Raw genomic sequence first — 18,845 nt, forward strand, 5'->3', positions numbered from 1 at the left:
TTATTGTTCACTTTCCAGTAGTTGCCCCTTGAGCTGGCTCCGATGTTTCCTTAGAAAGCGCTATGCCACCATCTTCAGCGGCTTCCGAACCGTTCGAATCTTCACCATCGTCTCCAGACTGAATGGACTCATAGATTTCACCATTATCCTGTGTCAGTACCAGCTTGCGCTTCACAATATCACCGTCCGACTGCATAAGCACATTCACCGTTTGACCCGGTTGATAGTTTTTAAGTAGCTCATTGACGTCAATGGCCGAAGCTACACGCTTACCGTTAATACTATACAGCTCATCGCCTTCCTTGATTTTGGCCTGAACAGCATTGGCTGAAGTAATTTTCGTTACTTTCAAAGGATCCTCGGTAGGTAATCCGACGATAGCTGACCAGCTCTCTTCCAGCCCTAGACCAAGACTGGCGCGCCGAACCTCTCCGTATTTGAAAAATTGGCCGATGACATATTTCACTGTATCCGACGGAATCGAAAAGCCCATATTTTCAATACCGACCGCCGAGAATTTCATCGTATTGATCCCGATAACCTCACCCTTGAGATTGACCAGTGGACCGCCGCTGTTACCAGGATTGATCGCGGTATCGCTTTGGATCAAACGATAAGCAGCATTGACACCGCGGTTCAGCCCGCTAACAACACCCGAGGTTGCCGAATTGCGAAGTGAAAAGGATATAGGCGTACCAATAGCCACTACCTGCTCACCTACCTGTAGACTGTTCGTTGAAACTGCCAAGGTAGCGGGTTTGAGGCCGCCTGCCTTGATTTTGACTAATGCCAAATCACTGATCGGATCGCTGTAGCTGTCGGTGATTCCGTAAGATTTTCCGTCCGAGGTTACGACCACGGCATCACCTAATCCTTCGATAACATGCGCATTCGTCACAATCCATCCATCTGTACGAATGATGACACCCGTGCCGTGAGCTAGGTTGTATCGATCTCCTCCTGCTACGGTCTCTCCTGTGGCTGAACGGCCAATGATACCGACCACAGAAGGAGATACATTTTTAACAACCTGCGGCACACGATCGGCCGATAACGTATATGTACCATTTGCGCTGTTATATGCGCCGCTGGTTCCTAATGCTTTATTCATATCGCTTACGTTAACATAGACCCCACCATTAATGACTTTGGCCTTTAACGCAGTTCCACTGCTAGCTGCACCTGCCGTTCCAGAAACACATAGGGCGCTGCCCAAAGCCAGTACAACTGCCCTTTTCCCCATCTTACGCATATACTCACCATTTCCTCTCTTACATGACCCTGTTCTATCAGTTAGTCCAAATCTACCATAGAGGGGACACGTATACAATCGCTTTAAGCCCTATCTTTTTCTAAAAGGCTCCGTTTGCTACATCCCTGTCCCCTCATGCTATTTATATTATAAATTTTCCAAATCCTTATATCAAAAAAATAAGCAAAAACGATAAATAATCGTTATACCGATTAGGTCATTCCTTCGTTTACGGGCATAACCAACTATGATACCATCACATTATATCTTAGTTTTATTGTCGGAAATAAAGAATAAAATCATGAGTCCTCTTTCCAAAACACTAAAGTATAAATAAGCACTTAAAGGAGGTTAAAAGAATGGCCTACGAACCAATCTGGAACGCTCATCCCGATAAGCTTAACAAATTCGAGCTGGTCAAGCTGGAAAAGGACGGTCTCGACGTTATCCGTACCATTATCGAAAACTATGCCAACGATGGCTATGACTCGATCTCTGCGGACGATATGGACCGTTTTAAATGGGCTGGGGTATATCAGCAAAAGCCCAAAGATGGTCATTTCATGATGCGGGTCCGCATCAACACAGGGATCATGACTTCAGCACAGGCACATGCATTGGCGGACATATCCGCGCTATACGGACGCGGACTTGTGGATGTCACTACTCGCCAGGCGATTCAATTTCACTGGTTGACGGTCGAAAGCTTGCCCGATATTTTCGAAAGACTGGAAAAAGTCAATTTGTATTCCTTTGAAGCCTGTGGAGACTGCCCGCGTACCATTGTTGGTAATCCGCTGGCTGGCATCGATCCTAATGAATTGGTGGATACCCAGGAGATTGTAGATGAAGTAAATCGTTTTTTCTTATTAAATCGAGACTTCTCCAATCTGCCGCGTAAGTACAAAATGTCTATCTCCGGTAATACGTACAACAATGCACAGGCTGAAATTAACGACCTGTCCTTCACTCCGGCCACCAAGATCCTCGACGGAAAAGAAGTGGTCGGCTTCCATGTGATGGTTGGTGGAGGTTTGTCCGCCAAGCCGCATATGGCACAGTCTCTGGATTTGTTTGTTCGTCCTGAGGAAGTACTGAAGGTTGCTATTGCTGTCACCACCATTTTCCGTGATTACGGCTATCGGGAAAAGAGGCACCATGCCCGCCTAAAATTCCTCGTTGCCGATTGGGGCCCGGACAAATTTCTGGCTAAGCTCACCGAGTACATCGGTGAAATGCCCGGACGCGGTGAGGACAAAACAATTGGCTGGCAAGCCGCCTATTTTGACGGTGTGCATCCTCAAGCCCAAAAAGGCCTGAACTATGTCGGTCTGAACGTGCCTGTTGGTCGCCTTAGTGCTGACGAGTTGCATGAACTGGCCGACCTAGCTGACCGCTATGGCGATGGTCAGATTCGTACCACGATGTCGCAAAATATTTTGCTGAGCGGCGTGCCGAATGAGCAAGTGGATGAACTACTGGAAGCCCCCGTGCTGCAACGCCTGACACCACAGCCCAAGCATTTTATGAGCCGTACGGTATCGTGCACAGGAAATGAGTTTTGCAATCTGGCAATTGTGGAAACCAAAAAACGGGCGGTTGACGTTGCCGAGTATTTGGATCAGCACGTACAATTGGATGAAAAGGTGCGCATTCATTTTATCGGTTGCCCGAATTCCTGCGGTCAAAAGCATATTGCGGACATTGGTCTGCAAGGCTCGCTCATAAAGACACCGGAAGGCTTGGTCGACGCGTTCGACATCGCTGTCGGCGGAGCGCTTGGAGCAGGCGCCCAATTTAACAAGGCGCTCAAAGGTCGCGTACGCGGGGATCAGGTTGGACCTGTACTGGCAGAGCTCATTCTGTTCTACAAAGAAAACAGGAACGCTGGCGAAAGCTTTTACACATATGTACAGCGTGTAGGGATTCCGACTTTTCAGGAAAAGCTGTCTGCTATTTTACAGTCCAGCCACGTTGCATCCTAAATATAGAGTCTATTAACAGCCTGCTTGTATGACATATACAAGCAGGCTGTTTCTTATCGCCATACAACCCCTCAATATCGTTTTCCTCACTTTCACAAAAAAAAGACACCGGATTACTCCGGTATCAATATTTTCGCAAAATCGAGTACTGTTGGCTTATGAGCACCTGTTGTAGATGTCACCACTGCGTAGCCTGAAGGTATCTTATATATCAATCCCGTATCATACCGGATGCCGAAGGAATTATCCTCCTTATAATGAGTCCTCGTTTCCCACACCTTCGTACCGTTTCCTTTCAAGCCTGTAATGGTGATGCCATGCATCTTCGTGGTTTTACCCAGTGGATCATATTGATCACTGAACTGGACATACAACTGCTCCTCAGGCAGATACACCCGGTCAGCCGCATAGTCCTCTGTATTACTAAATAATTGCAGACCATTACTTAGCACCTGTGTACGCTTGCTGTTTCCTTTAAGCCCTGTTACAGCAATATGACCACTCGGCAACTCACGTACTGCGGCAATTTCTTTACCTGATCCTAAGTCCAGATGGATGTCACGGATATCGCGACCATATACATCTGCTTGTACCCCAACGGGACCATCTGAACTGTTCAAAAGCGCATAATATCCATTGTGACTGCCGACCAGCCAACCCGAGGTCACTCCGGCCGTCGTTCGATTCCATTGTATATCGCCAGTTTCAGTGTATTTGAGTACAGTGAAGGACTGTTCCGCAAGGTTCAGATAGGAGACCAGGAAACTGCCATCCTCCAGTGGCTCTAAACCAACCTGCGAATCCTGTCCATGAGATATCAAGCCATCTGTGGGTAATGTTTTGGACCACAAGGTGTTTCCATCCTCGTCCAATCGTGAAGCCTGCACATCTCGTGTTCCGTTCGGTTTTGTATAATCAACCAGAAACAGCAAGCCCCCATCCGACGTCTCCCGCTGGACTCCACTGCTGCTTGTTCCGGGTTGTACGTCCAGATCCTGCTGATGTTTCCATACAGCCTCCACAGAACTATCCAGCTTGCCATATGTGACGTGTACTACACTTGCTTCTGTATCGTCCTCGACATTCAGCATAAAGAACCCACCATTCGCTGCGGGTTGAATGTAATTGTGAGCGTTTCCTAAATCCTTAATGCTGCCAATTGCCGCACTTGTTTCGATTTCGGCTTGTTTGGGCGCAAACGCCTCAGACACCTCGGAGGCATAGGACGGTGCAGCACTAAATCCCATCAAACATGCCGCCAAAGCAGCTCCAGCTGCCCATGAATATACACGTGTACGTAAAACTCTACTTTGCTTAATCTTCAAGCGTTCCAGCTCCCTTCATGACTTCCTCAGAGATGTGGTATGAACCTTAGATGTGATAAAACTTCAGACGGTTTCGCTTCAACTTGTAATGGTTGTCACGCGGGCACGGAACTTCGTATGATGCTATATAATCATGAGTTATATATTTACCTCTTCAAGCCCGAGCCTAAACACCAAAACTCCAGAGACTACTCAGAGACTTTCTGTCGATTGAATATACGTATAGACTTATTATTCCAGCGCTTGGTAAAGTATGTGTCACATGCTTTAACGCAGGAATTTGATAAAAGTTTTCTTTTTTTACAAAAAAAATAAAACCCTGCCAAGGCGAAGACATCAATACACTAGTTCGTATTCTGCCTTCCTGCCTGTGCAGGGTTTTTAAAACTATGCTAAACGGTATCTATAGATCGACTGTCTGAAGCGCTTGACTACGCTGGGTATCCCGTTCAAGGATCGGCTTTAAGTATCGACCTGTATAGGATTCTTCGACTTTCACGAGCTGCTCCGGTGTCCCCGTAGCCAAGATCGTTCCACCGCCACTTCCGCCTTCCGGTCCCAAATCAATCAGATAATCGGCTGTTTTAATCACATCCAGATTATGCTCAATGACCAGCACCGTCTCTCCTGAATCAACCAAACGATGCAGCACCGTCAATAATCGGTCAATATCGTGAACATGCAGGCCGGTTGTCGGCTCGTCCAAAATATAAATGGTTTTGCCTGTACTGCGACGATACAATTCGGAGGCCAGCTTCACACGCTGTGCTTCACCGCCAGACAAGGTAGTCGCAGGCTGACCCAGCTTGATATACCCCAAACCTACATCCATCAGTGTCTGGATCTTGCGATGAATCTTTGGAATATTTACAAAAAACTCCGTTGCATCCTCTACCGTCATCTCCAGCACATCGGCAATACTTTTCCCTTTGTATTTAACCTCTAGGGTCTCCCGGTTATAACGCTTGCCTTTACACACTTCGCATGGAACATACACATCCGGCAGAAAATGCATCTCAATCTTGATGATGCCGTCGCCTCTACAAGCTTCACAACGACCTCCCTTAACGTTAAAGCTAAAGCGGCCTTTCTTGTAGCCTCGTACTTTGGCCTCGTTCGTCTGCGAGAATAAGTCACGGATATCATCAAATACACCAGTATACGTTGCAGGATTGGAACGCGGTGTACGACCAATTGGCGATTGATCGATCTCAACAACCTTTTCGATATGTTCTAGTCCGCGAATTTCTTTATGCTGCCCTGGGCGTACTCTCGCCCGGTTCAGATCACGCGCCAACGTTTTGTACAAAATTTCATTGACCAGCGTCGATTTTCCAGAGCCGGATACACCAGTAACAGCTGAGAAAACACCCAACGGAATTTTGACATTCACATTTTTGAGATTGTTCTCCTTGGCTCCGCGAATCTCCAGCCATTTATCAGCAGGCTTGCGCCGCTCGGTATTGACCGGAATGAACTTGCGTCCGCTCAAATACTGCCCGGTTAAGGAATTCGGGTCTTCCATGACTTCCTGCGGGGTCCCCTGCGACATGATCATCCCACCATGAATCCCAGCTCCTGGCCCGATATCAATGATATAGTCCGCCGCCATCATCGTATCTTCGTCATGCTCCACCACAATCAACGTATTGCCAAGATTCCGCATATGCTCCAAAGCACTAATCAGACGGTCATTATCTCGCTGATGCAGCCCGATACTAGGCTCGTCCAAAATATAAAGCACGCCCATCAGACTGGACCCAATCTGTGTCGCCAGTCGGATACGCTGTGCCTCACCGCCTGACAACGTCCCTGCCGCACGGCTTAAAGTCAGGTATTCCAGACCAACGTTAACGAGGAATCCCAGACGGCTGTTAATTTCTTTTAAAATGAGATTGGCAATCGACTTCTCCTTCTCACTCAGCTCCAGTGTATGGAAAAAGTTTGAGGCTTCACCGATAGACAAAGCTGTCACAAAAGCTATATTACGCTCTTGAATGGTTACCGACAGACTTTCTTTTTTCAGTCGGTGTCCCTTACAAGTGTTACATGGCTTTGCACTCATAAAGCCTTCAATAAATTCACGTATACCCTCAGAAGCCGTATCACGATAACGACGCTCCAGATTGGGGATAATCCCCTCAAAGGTCACATAGGCTTCCTTACGTTGACCAAAATCATTTTCATAGCGGAAACGGATCTTCTGCTCACCCGTTCCATGTAAAATAAGGTTCATTTGCTCTGTTGTCAATTGACTAACAGGAATGTCCTGCGGAATACCGTAGTGCTCGCATACTGACTGTAAAAATTGAGGATAATAAGTGGAAGTTCCACCACTCCAAGCCTGAAAAGCCCCATCCTCGACACTTTTTTCAGGATCGGGAATGAGCAAATCAGGGTCAACTACCATTTTAACTCCTAACCCATCACAATCCGGACAAGCGCCGAACGGACTATTAAAGGAGAACATTCTTGGAGACAGTTCATCTATGCTGAATCCACAAATCGGGCATGCAAAGTTGGAGCTGAACCGCAACTCCTCTTGCCCCATAATGTCTACAAGCAACTGCCCACCTGAAAGATTCAGTGCCGTCTCAATAGAGTCAGACAGACGCGCACGCACATCTTCCTTGACTACGATGCGGTCTACGACCACTTCAATCGAGTGCTTCTTGTTCTTTTCCAGCTCAATCTTCTCAGACAATTCACGTAGTTCTCCATTCACACGTACCCGTACAAAGCCCTGCTTGGCTATATCCGTGAACAGTGTTTTATGCTCACCTTTGCGGCCGGATACCAATGGAGCCAGAATCTGTAGTCTTGTCTTTTCAGGATACTGCAAAATGCGGTCTACCATCTGTTCAACGGTCTGTGAAGTAATTTCAATGCCATGTTCAGGACAATGAGGATGACCCACCCGGGCAAACAACAACCGCAGGTAATCATAGATTTCGGTAACCGTTCCGACGGTAGAACGCGGATTCCGACTTGTCGTTTTTTGGTCAATGGAAATGGCAGGAGACAGACCGTCAATCGAATCAACGTCTGGTTTCTCCATTTGCCCGAGGAATTGACGGGCATACGCAGATAAAGATTCCACATACCGACGTTGCCCTTCCGCATAGATCGTATCGAAAGCCAGTGACGATTTACCTGAGCCACTAAGCCCTGTCAGGACGACGAACTTGTCCCGTGGAATCGTCACGTCAATATTTTTGAGATTATGCGCGCGTGCGCCTTTGATGATGATGCTTTCATTCGCCAAATGTTTCATCTCCTTAGCCGTAGTTCACGTCATGCTATATCGCATTGGATTATCCCATGGAAGTGATATATCGCAAAGAGAACGACCACATAGGCCGCTCTCACTATTTTTAAAAGCAAAGCAATCAAACATTTTATTTTCATATGTTTCTCGATGTTTAATCAGCCCGCAACTCCAGCAAAGCGTCACGCAGCTCGGCGGCCCGCTCGAACTGTAGGTTCTTGGCGGCGTCTTTCATCTCTGCTTCCAGACGCTGAATGAGTGATTGACGCTCCTTCTTGGAAAGTTTACCCGTCTCATTAGGAAGGTAATCATTCTTTGACTCTGCCACCTTAGTTGCTTCAATAACATCACGAATCTTTTTACGAATGGTTTGCGGGGTAATCCCATGTTCTTCATTATACTGAATTTGAATCGCACGACGACGTTCCGTTTCCTTTAGCGCTTTATCCATAGAATCGGTAATCTTATCGCCGTACATAATAACACGACCGTCACTGTTCCGTGCTGCCCGTCCGATCGTCTGAATCAGAGAGCGCTCAGAACGCAGGAAGCCTTCTTTGTCCGCATCCAAAATTGCAACTAGCGATACTTCCGGCAAATCAAGACCTTCCCGCAACAGGTTGATCCCGATTAGCACGTCGAAGGTCCCCAGACGAAGATCCCGCAAAATAGCCATCCGCTCCAACGTCTTAATCTCGGAGTGCATATACCGAACCTTGATGCCCACTTCTTTTAAATAGTCAGTCAAATCTTCAGACATCTTCTTCGTAAGTGTGGTCACCAGTACCCGTTCCTCACGTTCCATGCGAAGCCGTATCTCACTAATGAGATCGTCAATCTGCCCCTTGCTCGGACGCACCTCAATAATCGGATCAAGAAGCCCGGTAGGACGAATAATCTGCTGTACCATCGTTTCGCATTTCTCCATCTCATAGGGTCCTGGAGTAGCCGATACATAGACGATTTGACTTACCTTGTCCTCGAACTCTTCAAACTTCAACGGGCGATTATCCAATGCAGATGGCAAACGAAATCCATGTTCTACCAGTACATTCTTACGTGCCTGGTCACCGTTATACATGGCACGAATCTGCGGCAACGTAACATGGGACTCGTCAATGACGATCAGCATATCATCCGGGAAATAATCCATCAGCGTATATGGTGTTGCTCCTCGCTCGCGGAACGTCAGTGGACCTGAATAATTCTCAACACCGGAACAAAAGCCAACCTCTTTCATCATCTCGATATCATAGCGGGTACGTTGCTCCAAACGTTGCGCCTCTAACAGCTTCCCTTGCTCTTTCAACTCCGCTAATCGTTCTTCAAGCTCACGCTCAATGTTGACCAATGCTACCTTCATCGTATCCTCATGAGTAACGAAGTGAGATGCCGGGAAAATGGCAATATGATCACGTTCACCGATCAATTCACCCGTAAGCACATTAATCTCGGTAATTCGTTCAATTTCATCCCCGAACAGTTCTACACGTATAGCGTGTTCCCCGTGGGAAGCCGGGAATATCTCGACAACATCCCCCCGTACACGGAAAGTACCCCGCACGAAGTTGATATCGTTCCGCTGATATTGAATATCGACCAAGCGGGACAAAATCTGATTGCGGGGTTTCTCCATGCCGACTCTAAGCGAAAGCAGCAAGCTTGAATATTCTTTCGGGGAACCCAAACCATAAATGCAGGAGACACTCGCTACAATAATAACGTCACGACGCTCAAATAGAGAGCTTGTCGCTGAGTGACGAAGTTTATCAATCTCCTCATTGATGCTGGAATCCTTCTCAATATACGTATCGGAAGACGGAATGTATGCTTCCGGTTGATAGTAATCATAGTAGCTGACAAAATAATCGACTGAGTTATTTGGAAAGAACTCTTTAAACTCACTCGCCAGTTGAGCAGCCAAAGTCTTATTATGTGCAATAACCAGCGTAGGCCGATTCAACTTGGCAATGGTCTGTGCGATGGTAAACGTCTTACCTGTTCCCGTAGCACCCAATAGCGTTTGATGCTTCTTTCCTTCTGCAATTCCCTCTACCAATTCAAAAATGGCCTGAGGCTGATCGCCTTGAGGTTGGAATTCCGACTGAATTTCAAAAGTCTTATCGCTAACAACGATATCACTCATTGCCCTGCATCACCCTTATCGTCTAAAATGGAAACATCATGATTTTACACCAGTCGAGCTTTAACGTCTTTGCCTGTAACTCTATGTCGATATTTCCCGAGCAATGATACTTGGGAAATATGGTTGGATAAGAATGTTTGTTCCCGTATTATACCTCTTTCTTACCATGGATGCAAACGATAAGTCTTGAATAGGAGTGAATTAAATTTTGGATATCACCATCGTATTGGGCATCATCGCAGGGATCATAGCATTAATCGGTGGCTTCTTATGGGAAGGCGGCGAATTTACAGGGCTGCTTCAAGGTACATCGGCTCTAATTGTATTTGGGGGAACTTTCGCCGCAGTTGTGATCAGCTACCCAGCTTCCAAGCTGAAGACGATCCCCACCGCTCTACGGATGGCATTTAGCCGTGAGGACAATCCTACGAAGCAATATATAGAAGATTTGGTTTCCATGGCTGCCACCTCACGCCGATCCGGTGTGCTTGCGCTAGAGCGTACTTCATCAGAGCATCCGAATGCATTTTTGCGTGAAGGTCTTCAGTTGGTCATCGACGGCACCGAGCAGGAGCAGATCAAACAGATTTTAGAGCTTGAGTTAGATGCCATTGAACACAAACATGAAGGGTACGCCAAAATATTTGAATCCGCAGGCGGTTATGCCCCTACGATGGGAATTATCGGTACTGTCATGGGCCTGATCCATGTACTGGGCAGCCTGACCGAGCCTACTGCGCTTGGTCCGTCCATTGCTGTTGCTTTTATCGCAACACTATACGGCGTTGCTAGCGCCAATCTGATTTTCCTGCCCATCGCATCCAAAATAAGAGCAGCCAGTGAGATTGAAATTATCACTATGGATTTGCTTTTGCAAGGTATTCTGGCTATTCAAAACGGAGAGAATCCAAAGCTTGTACGCAAAAAGTTGGAGTTCTTTATCCGCTCAGAGCAAAATATAGATCGCAAACCGCCTCGTCGCTCGCGCACAGAGGAAGCTTCTCCAAAGGAGGACTTCCATGAGAGCGCGCGGTAAGCGCCGTGGAGGTCAAGGAGGCGGCGGAGACCATCGTGACCGCTGGATGATTACCTATGCCGATCTGATCACCCTGCTGCTCATATTTTTCGTTGTGATGTATGCCATGAGTAGTCTGGATGCTAAAAAATACGATGTCGTTGTTCAATCCCTCCAGGATACGTTCCACAAAGGAGATTCCATTTTGGAACAAGGCTCGGGCATTACAGGTACTGCCGATCGTTACACCAGCAAGAATCCACCCACGACCAAACAACCGGCAGCCGATAAAAAGGAAGCTGGATCGACTAAGCTCACCGAACGTGAACAAGCATTCCGAACGCAGGAAAAAGAGCTGCAAAATTTAATGGGTGTCATTCAAGAATATATTACGGACAACAAACTGGAAAACCAGATTTTTGTGTCAGATCAGCCGCGTGGTATTGTCATTACGCTGAATGACCGCTTTTTATTCGATCAAGGTAGAGCTGCACTCAAACAAGGCTCTGCCAACACGCTATCCAAGTTGGCCAGTCTGTTTCGAGATTTGAAAACACCGATTAGCATTGAGGGCCATACGGACAACATTCCGTTCACGCGCTCCTCGAACTCATCGACGTATAAGGACAACTGGGAGCTTTCCGGCGCACGGGCACTGTCTGTACTCCGATTCTTTCTCGACAGAGAGCAACTTTCACCCTCAGGATTTCAGTATGCGGGTTATGCAGATACCCGGCCGGTTGGTGACAATAGCACCGAAGCTGGACGACAAAAAAACCGCCGTGTCGAAATCACCGTACTACGCCAGCTTCAACAGTAAAACCCAAAAACCTCCTGAGTCACGCCATAACGTGAATCGGGAGGTTTTTTTGATACATATTTATCATTAATACATGGCTTCCGCTCAGATGTAGACACAGAACAATAAACCGTACGAACAACGTGTATAAGAGCGGCGTACGAGATGCAATAGAGATTATTTTGTTTATTCTATATCCCACTATGTATTAGAAGCCCTGGTGAAGTTAGGTTTTATCTTGTCATGATTCTTGAAGATTAATAAGATAGGACAAGCTCGTGTTGCTTCTCTTGTATTTGTGAACTTTGAGGTACGTTCTGTTGTCTACGATAGCTATATTTCCAGTCGCTGTATTTATTAAGGAGTCGATCCAACTCCATGGACTTGATTAACACCCGCCGATCCTTCAATCCCACCTCATTCGCCAAATCATTTAGTTCCTTCCGCTTTTCTTCGATGCATTCCTCCAATTGTTTCCATTTCACATCAATAAACCTCCTGTTTGGTGTGGTATTTACATTAGTTTACAAGCTGATACCTTCCCTACAGGTTAAAAATATAATAAAACCCAATTCATCCCTTTAACGGGATGAATCAAAAAACCAGCCTTACTGAGGCTGGTTTTTTGATAACTATTAAGCTCCTGCACCATGTCCAAAAACAATAATGTTATGAGAGAATGCTAAAAAGCTAAAAACTCCTAAAATCAGGATGTATTTAAGGTTTTTTACTCGCATTGACTAAAACCTCCTCCATGATACTTTCATATTCTGATTTTTGGTCTTTTGTCGCTTTGTCTCTAAATCTTTCAAACAATGCTGTACAAATCATAAACTTTTCTTTATTGCCGATTTCCAAACATTTCCTCAGGCTTTTTAACACATAATAAACACCTTTCTCATGAAAAAGGTTATTAAACATATATATAGCCAGTTGGTAACACAAATCAGCATAAGTATTGTAACTAAATGACTGCTTATAATAACTGGTTCCAACAGATAATTCATTATTAAAAGACGCCAGTTCGCTAAAAAACTGCTGTAGAATATGTTCTATCATAAAACCATGCTTGTTAGCTGACTCTACTATCGTTAATAAACCCAACAAAATCTCGGGTGGGTTATTTTTCAGAAATTGAATATACATTGGTAAACTACTTGTATCGCCCATAAGAATATTCAAGTTAAGTTGATTAGCATTTGCCCAAAGAGTGAATTTTTGCACTTCTTGCTGACCAATTCCCCCTAAATCTGCAAACCAACTCAAATCAGCATAGCCAGAAATATACTTCATAGCTTCTTCATATCTTTCTTGTTTTTCCAATGCAATTCCCTTCATCAAATAACCTTGACCGTAGTAGACAACTAAATGTCTTTCAGTTTTCAATGTAAAACTCTTTTTATTAGTTTCTCTACTTTTACACACAATAGTTGCAAGCGCTCTTAATTCATCCGCATAACGCTCCGCCTCTTTCCATTGATGCAAATTGTGATAAAGATTTAACAGTTTAAGTAGACCATCTAAATGATAATCTAGAGGTACCCGATTTCTAAAGGGCACGAATCTTAGCGCAGCTTCCACATCTATTTTCATATTTTCACTAACAGAAATTGAAAAAATCCTATAATGACTAATTGCCAACCTCTCTGAATGTTGATATTTTTCATTTTCAATGACACATTCATAGAAAGGAATTGCCTCTTTTAACTTCCCTTCTTCATAAAGCTCCTCTGCCAAAGCAAAGATTGTTGGAATGTGGTTAAGATCTTCCATTAAGCGTGAGAGCACTTTCTCCACGCATCGCAGATTTCCTACTTCAACACAACGAATCAGGAACGGCTTGACCCTTTTCCAATGTGGTCTTCCATCATAAAAACATTCATCCACATACAGGTCATACAACCAGCCTTCTGGATAATTAAAGGCTTTGGTAATCAAGTCCATTTGTCTTACCGAGATAGGTTTAGGCGGATTGCCGTTAAGCATAGCACTAAATATGCCCCGGTTAAGCCCCGTAGCTTGTCCAAAACTATTAAAAGTGTAGCCACCTAGTTTTAATTCTTTCTCAATTTCCGAACGGATCGTGGTTGCATTTTCCAATAAAAACACCCCCGGCGTATTCAGATGATTTTAAAAAATCACCCTCCTCGACAATCAATTACAATATACTAGAAATTATATGAATAAATTGGATAACGGTCAACCCCTTTTCTACACTGTTTTATTATATTATGGAATTTGATGTTATTAAAATAGTTCTCACAAGAACTAAATACTGAATAATTAAGGCAATTCAATTGCCTCCACGCTTAATCTAGCTTTGTCTACACTCATACTATAGGAGTGTGGATGTCTATGGAGACAACGAAACTATTAGGAACGAAAATCCGTCAATTTCGAAAATTACGGGGTATCACACAAGAACAGTTGGCAGAAGTATCCGATTCAACAGGTTCCTACATAGGGAAGTTGGAACGTGGTGAAGTCAATGTGCAGATCAAAACATTAGAGAAAATAGCAGAGGCGCTGGACACAAACGTATTCGCATTTTTTGATTTTAATCCTTTTAAAGAACTCAAAAGTCAGCCCTGGATATGGGAATGCATTCATATACTCTCCCAGCAGAGTGAAGCGGATCAAAATAAAGCTTATCGGATTTTAAAGGAACTGTTTACCTCTTCAGAGAGTGAGCTTTCTGAAAATAACCCTGAAAATTTAAATGGTAATGAAAAAAATTAGATTTCCAGATGGTCTTGCTATTTAAATATCAAATAGGCTATGTTTCTCTACCTAATAATAGTAGAAGGGCACATAGCCTTTTATAAGTTTCAAGAAGTCATTTGCTTAATATTACTTTCAACAGTTTTAAGTACTTTTTCATATTCTGCCCGTTGCTCATGTGTCGAATGCTCTTTGTATTTCTCAAACAACAACGTGATAGACTTGATATAGAAAGCTTTATCATTCAACTGTGAGGAAGCTTTGAGACTGTTCAGCATACTGTCGATCGCCTCAGAGTAGTTTCCCTTATTAAAATGGTATCGACTAAGCTCAAGAAAAAAACGAGAATAAATCACTAGATTATAGTTCGTCTTATAATAGGAAATATTTGTGCGTAGGTTCCTAGATTCATTAATATTCTCAGCAAAAAGGATCAGAATATCGTCTATTGTGTAATTGTAAGTATTGGCGGACTCTATTATGGTTAGTAGCCCAAGTAATATTTCCTGAGGATTATTCCTAATCAGTTCCACATAGGCGGGTAAATTAGTCATATCTCCCATTAGAATTTCTAAATTCAAGCGGTTTGCCTTTGCCCACATTTCAAATTTCCGCGCCTCTAGAATTCCCACTTCATCTAGTCCTTCAAAAGCAGTCAAATCTTCATAGTAAGGTATGAATTTCATCGATTCTTCATACAGTCCTTGCTTTTCAAGGGCAACCCCCTGCATTAAATAAGCTTGACCATAATAAACGATGAGATGTCTTTCTGTATTTAAACGTATATCTTCCCGATTCTTCGCCCTCGCTTTAGCTTGATGCCAATTAATATTTGTAACTAGTACCTCAAGCTCCTTCGCATAGTGTATAGCCGCCTCATACTCATAAAATTGGAAATAGCAGTTAGCTAATCTTAACAAAGCATCGAGTTGGTAATTTTCGGAGAGATTCTTTCGAAACGGTGCAAACTTTATAGTTGCCTGTCGATTATTATCCAAGTCAGTATTCAGAGAACAACAAAACAAACGATACTGGCAAATTGCCAACCGCTCCGAGTGGTAATATCTCTCATTCTCTATTACACACTCGTAAAAGGGGGTAGACTCCTTTTTCCTTCCTGCTTCGTGTAGTTCTTCTGCAAGCTCAAATATCGTCGGTACATAGGACAAGTCCTCGGTTAGTCTTGACAGTACCTTTTGAATACAGTCTTCCCTTCCTAACTCTACACAACGCAATAAAAAAGGTTTAATCCGTTTCCAGTGTCCTTTTCCCTCGTAAAAGCATTCATCTATGTATAACTCATACAGCCAGCCTTCGGGATATCCCAATGCCTTGGTAATCAAGTCCATCTGCCGAACCGAGATCGGCTTGGGTGGGTTGCTGTTCAGCATGGTGCTGAATGTACCACGGTTAATACCTGAAATTTTGCTAAAGCTACTAAAGGTGTATCCCCTTAGCTTTAGTTCGGTCTCTATCTTCGAGCGGATCGTAGGTGTATGTTCCATGCCAATCCCCCTCAATAAGTTTTAGATATAAGAATACCATCTCCATACAAAATAACGAAAATAGTGAAATATATGGTCTATATAGTTATTTTATTTTATGATGCCTTACAAGGAAGTCTTTTTTTAATGAATTCCGTGATAATTAAAAAGTTGAATGAGATACATAAAGAGAGCACTAAAAGCAAACTTCAAGTTTTTTTATTTGAATGTCACAAAAGCATGCCTTTTTCAGTTATATAGGCAGAAAGGAGGGAAGTTGATGGAAAAATTAAATGCAAGTAATCAAGACACAGATATCAACCTTGTCATAAAGCAGGTCCAAGCTGGCGACAAACAAGCCTACACACATATCATTCGGCGTTATCAACAACAGATCTTTTTATATTGCTACTATTTACTTAAAAATCAGGAAGAAGCAGAAGATGCCGCTCAAGAAATATTTATTAAAGGGCTTGAGCACATTGAGCAGTTCGTACCTACAGTCTCTTTTTCAGCTTGGCTTTACAAAATTGCTCAAAATCACTGCACTGACTTACTAAAAAGAAACGCTAGAACATTCAAATCCTTCATTCAATACAAACTGAACCTAAAGCAACAACCAATACATGAATATACAAATTTAATTCACGAGTTACTAGACCAGCTAACATTAAAAGATCGTCAAATTCTATTATTACGCTCGCTTGAGGATTACAACTACGAAGAGATTGCTACAATTATAGGACTGAAATCATCCACGATTCGAAAAAGATATGAGCGACTCCGTAAAAAGCTAATCAACTACAATGAAAAGGGAGGAAAAACATATGAGCATTCCTTTAAAATCGGAAGATAAAGAAATCGAACATTTACAAAAGCTTATTCGGAATACCCCATTACAAGTGGATTTAATTGATAGAACTATGGAACGTTACAATAAAATGAAAACAAGAACCTATCAGCACTCTAACGCTCGTTCAAAAAGAGTTCGCAATACCTTTTTCGGAACCTCCGCTGCACTTGTAGTAGCGTTTGCACTTGTCATTAGTACTGGATTTATTTCACCAACAATGGCTTCGTCCTTGAAACAAATTCCAGGTATAGATTCTATATTCCAGCTTGCTGGTGATCTTGGTTTACAAACAGCAGACGAAAAAGGGCTAGTATCAAAACCAAATCTTAGTGACACTCACGATGGCCTGACTCTCAGCGTACCGGAAGTTATGTTTGATGGAACACGTATATCCATTGCCTTAGAACGGCAAACCACTGACAAAAGATTTTTAAACACCGAATTACCCTTATTACTTGATGACTTAATATTTTTTATTAATGGAGAAGAAATCAACTCTTCTTATGCGCCTGCAAACACTACTAACTCTATTGACCCATATATGATACCTGGAAAAAATAAAAACTCAACAATTATACAGTTTTCAGATTTACGTAACCAAGGGGGTAAATCTTTCCCAGATAAGTTTGATTTAACAATTTCCATGCCTGTCTCTGGTATTAAGCAGCCCTTCAAAATAGAAATTCCAGTGGAAAAAAACACAAAAAATAACCTAACTTTTACGCCATCCCTTAAGCGAAAGTATAAAAACATCGACTATACTCTGGAAAAGATTGAGATCACGCCGATTACAACCAGCATCACAACTCGCATAAAGCTACCTGACAATTTAAAAATTTCTTCGTCACTTCCTTTTTTGAGTTATGAAATTTACGATGACAAAGGAAAGCAACTAAATTTTATAAGCAACAACGGTTGGAGTGCTACGGATGGAAACGTTCTGATAAGTGATTCACGTCTTGAACCTTTCACCTCTCTCCCCAAAGCAATTACTATAAAGGTCTACAAAACTATCTTAAAAAAGGATGATAAGAGTAAATTTGAACTAGACAAAGATGGAAATCCGAAAATAGAGTATTTCCCTGATCTGGAGATTACTTACCCGATTAATCCATGATAATAAATAAGTGAAGGAAGTGAAGCGTACTTCACCTCCTTCACTGCATATAAATACTATCTTTCAACCTTAAAAGTGTAAACTCCAAGTTTGTCTCCATTAGATTTAAAGGCTTCAACCTGAGCTGTACCATAGCCAATCATCTTAGCTTTATTTCCATGAAGTTCGACAACATCACTTCCATACAAAATCATCCAGTTAGAACCATCCATTTTATACGTGCTACCTATTCCTAAACGAAGTGGAGGAGTATCCTGCTTTGTAATGGGCGCTTTTTCTCCTTTTGCAAGTTCAAAAGTTACCGTAACTTTTGCTGGGGTTACAGATGATGCCGTTGAACTTACTGGTGAGGCGGAGGCTACTCCCCCTAAAGATAAAGCTAACGCAGAAATTGATAGTGCTAAGATTGCTTTTTTCATTTGTCATTTCTCCTCTTTAATTATTTTCCTTTACTCAATAAAATCTATAATTATTATGCTAGGTTTAATTCATATAACATTTACTTGAATTGTCTTGATAAAAATACCTGAACTATTAAATACTTTGACGTCAGCCGTTCCATAGTTCATACCTTTAATTATAGATTTACTTTCGTTCACTAAAACTCCATTGTTGCTGACAATGACCAAGGAGTAGTCTCCAAGTCGAAGATACCCTCCTTTGGTTATTTTGTATAAATCTTGAATTGATGTAGTGCCTAATGCATTCTTTGCCTGATAATTGTCAAACGTTAAAGTACTTCCCGAAGCAAACACCGAACTACTAAGCGATAAAGCCAGTACACAGATTGCTAAAGCTGAAACTATTTTCTTCATTTTCCCATCTCCTTTCTTCTAATTTAATCCCATTATAATTCTTGATGTGTTACAACTAGCAATAA

Annotated in this window: 15 protein-coding genes; 6 read left to right on the forward strand and 9 right to left on the reverse strand. The window is 43.1% G+C overall.

Features of this window, described 5'->3' with window-relative positions; translation table 11 throughout:
- Positions 1–7 precede the first annotated feature (7 nt).
- A complete protein-coding gene (locus tag KAI37_RS23180; protein WP_220030284.1) occupies positions 8–1,252 on the reverse strand; it encodes a S1C family serine protease in 1,245 nt (414 codons plus the stop codon).
- Between the two features lie 359 nt (positions 1,253–1,611).
- Between KAI37_RS23180 and KAI37_RS23185 the strand changes: the two genes are divergently transcribed.
- Positions 1,612–3,237, forward strand: coding sequence for a nitrite/sulfite reductase (locus KAI37_RS23185; RefSeq protein WP_076294073.1), 1,626 nt, complete (start codon positions 1,612–1,614; stop codon positions 3,235–3,237).
- 113 nt (positions 3,238–3,350) lie between these two features.
- On the opposite strand, the gene KAI37_RS23190 is transcribed toward KAI37_RS23185, so the two are convergent.
- The 3 genes from KAI37_RS23190 to uvrB all read right to left on the reverse strand — a co-directional run bounded on the left by KAI37_RS23190 (position 3,351) and on the right by uvrB (position 9,976).
- Positions 3,351–4,562: a hypothetical protein gene (locus KAI37_RS23190; RefSeq protein WP_220030285.1), complete on the reverse strand. Its 1,212-nt coding sequence runs from the start codon at positions 4,560–4,562 to the stop codon at positions 3,351–3,353.
- A gap of 403 nt (positions 4,563–4,965) precedes the next feature.
- The gene (gene uvrA, locus KAI37_RS23195) at positions 4,966–7,827 is read right to left on the reverse strand and encodes an excinuclease ABC subunit UvrA (RefSeq protein ID WP_071643233.1); all 2,862 of its coding nucleotides are present in this window, start codon (positions 7,825–7,827) and stop codon (positions 4,966–4,968) included.
- Positions 7,828–7,984: 157 nt separating this feature from the next.
- A complete protein-coding gene (gene uvrB, locus KAI37_RS23200; protein WP_071643235.1) occupies positions 7,985–9,976 on the reverse strand; it encodes an excinuclease ABC subunit UvrB in 1,992 nt (663 codons plus the stop codon).
- 208 nt (positions 9,977–10,184) lie between these two features.
- Here uvrB and KAI37_RS23205 point away from each other — a divergent pair, with 208 nt between their 5' ends.
- Together KAI37_RS23205 and KAI37_RS23210 are read left to right on the forward strand one after the other, a co-directional pair.
- Entirely contained in the window at positions 10,185–11,012 is an 828-nt protein-coding gene (locus tag KAI37_RS23205; protein ID WP_071643237.1) for a flagellar motor protein, read from the forward strand.
- Positions 10,996–11,811, forward strand: a complete 816-nt coding sequence (locus KAI37_RS23210) for a flagellar motor protein MotB (RefSeq protein WP_013312222.1) — start codon at positions 10,996–10,998, stop codon at positions 11,809–11,811. The genes KAI37_RS23205 and KAI37_RS23210 overlap by 17 nt, the downstream gene beginning before the upstream one ends.
- Before the next feature lie 236 nt (positions 11,812–12,047).
- Here KAI37_RS23210 and KAI37_RS23215 read toward each other — a convergent pair whose 3' ends face one another.
- Both KAI37_RS23215 and KAI37_RS23220 read right to left on the reverse strand, forming a co-directional pair.
- Complete coding sequence (locus KAI37_RS23215) at positions 12,048–12,275, reverse strand: aspartyl-phosphate phosphatase Spo0E family protein (protein WP_220030286.1); 228 nt, start codon at positions 12,273–12,275, stop codon at positions 12,048–12,050.
- Between the two features lie 232 nt (positions 12,276–12,507).
- The gene (locus tag KAI37_RS23220) at positions 12,508–13,890 is read right to left on the reverse strand and encodes a DNA-binding protein (RefSeq protein WP_220030287.1); all 1,383 of its coding nucleotides are present in this window, start codon (positions 13,888–13,890) and stop codon (positions 12,508–12,510) included.
- Between the two features lie 255 nt (positions 13,891–14,145).
- Here KAI37_RS23220 and KAI37_RS23225 point away from each other — a divergent pair, with 255 nt between their 5' ends.
- On the forward strand, positions 14,146–14,529 hold the full coding sequence (locus KAI37_RS23225) for a helix-turn-helix domain-containing protein (RefSeq protein WP_220030289.1): 384 nt from the start codon (positions 14,146–14,148) through the stop codon (positions 14,527–14,529).
- 89 nt (positions 14,530–14,618) lie between these two features.
- On the opposite strand, the gene KAI37_RS23230 is transcribed toward KAI37_RS23225, so the two are convergent.
- Positions 14,619–16,016, reverse strand: a complete 1,398-nt coding sequence (locus tag KAI37_RS23230) for a DNA-binding protein (protein WP_220030290.1) — start codon at positions 16,014–16,016, stop codon at positions 14,619–14,621.
- 259 nt (positions 16,017–16,275) lie between these two features.
- On the opposite strand from KAI37_RS23230, the gene KAI37_RS23235 reads away from it, so the two are divergent.
- Together KAI37_RS23235 and KAI37_RS23240 are read left to right on the forward strand one after the other, a co-directional pair.
- On the forward strand, positions 16,276–16,851 hold the full coding sequence (locus tag KAI37_RS23235; protein WP_220030292.1) for an RNA polymerase sigma factor: 576 nt from the start codon (positions 16,276–16,278) through the stop codon (positions 16,849–16,851).
- Positions 16,823–17,965: a DUF4179 domain-containing protein gene (locus tag KAI37_RS23240; protein WP_220030293.1), complete on the forward strand. Its 1,143-nt coding sequence runs from the start codon at positions 16,823–16,825 to the stop codon at positions 17,963–17,965. Before KAI37_RS23235 ends, KAI37_RS23240 begins: the two co-directional genes overlap by 29 nt.
- 56 nt (positions 17,966–18,021) lie before the next feature.
- Here KAI37_RS23240 and KAI37_RS23245 read toward each other — a convergent pair whose 3' ends face one another.
- Positions 18,022–18,384 carry a BLB8/JUQZ-1 family protein gene (locus tag KAI37_RS23245; protein WP_220030295.1) on the reverse strand — a complete coding sequence of 121 codons (363 nt, stop codon included), beginning with the start codon at positions 18,382–18,384 and terminating at the stop codon, positions 18,022–18,024.
- A gap of 69 nt (positions 18,385–18,453) precedes the next feature.
- A complete protein-coding gene (locus KAI37_RS23250) occupies positions 18,454–18,780 on the reverse strand; it encodes a BLB8/JUQZ-1 family protein (RefSeq protein WP_220030297.1) in 327 nt (108 codons plus the stop codon).
- Positions 18,781–18,845: the final 65 nt, after the last annotated feature.

Origin of the sequence: Paenibacillus sp. S25 (assembly GCF_019454085.1) — a bacterium.
Taxonomy (GTDB): domain Bacteria; phylum Bacillota; class Bacilli; order Paenibacillales; family Paenibacillaceae; genus Paenibacillus; species Paenibacillus polymyxa_B.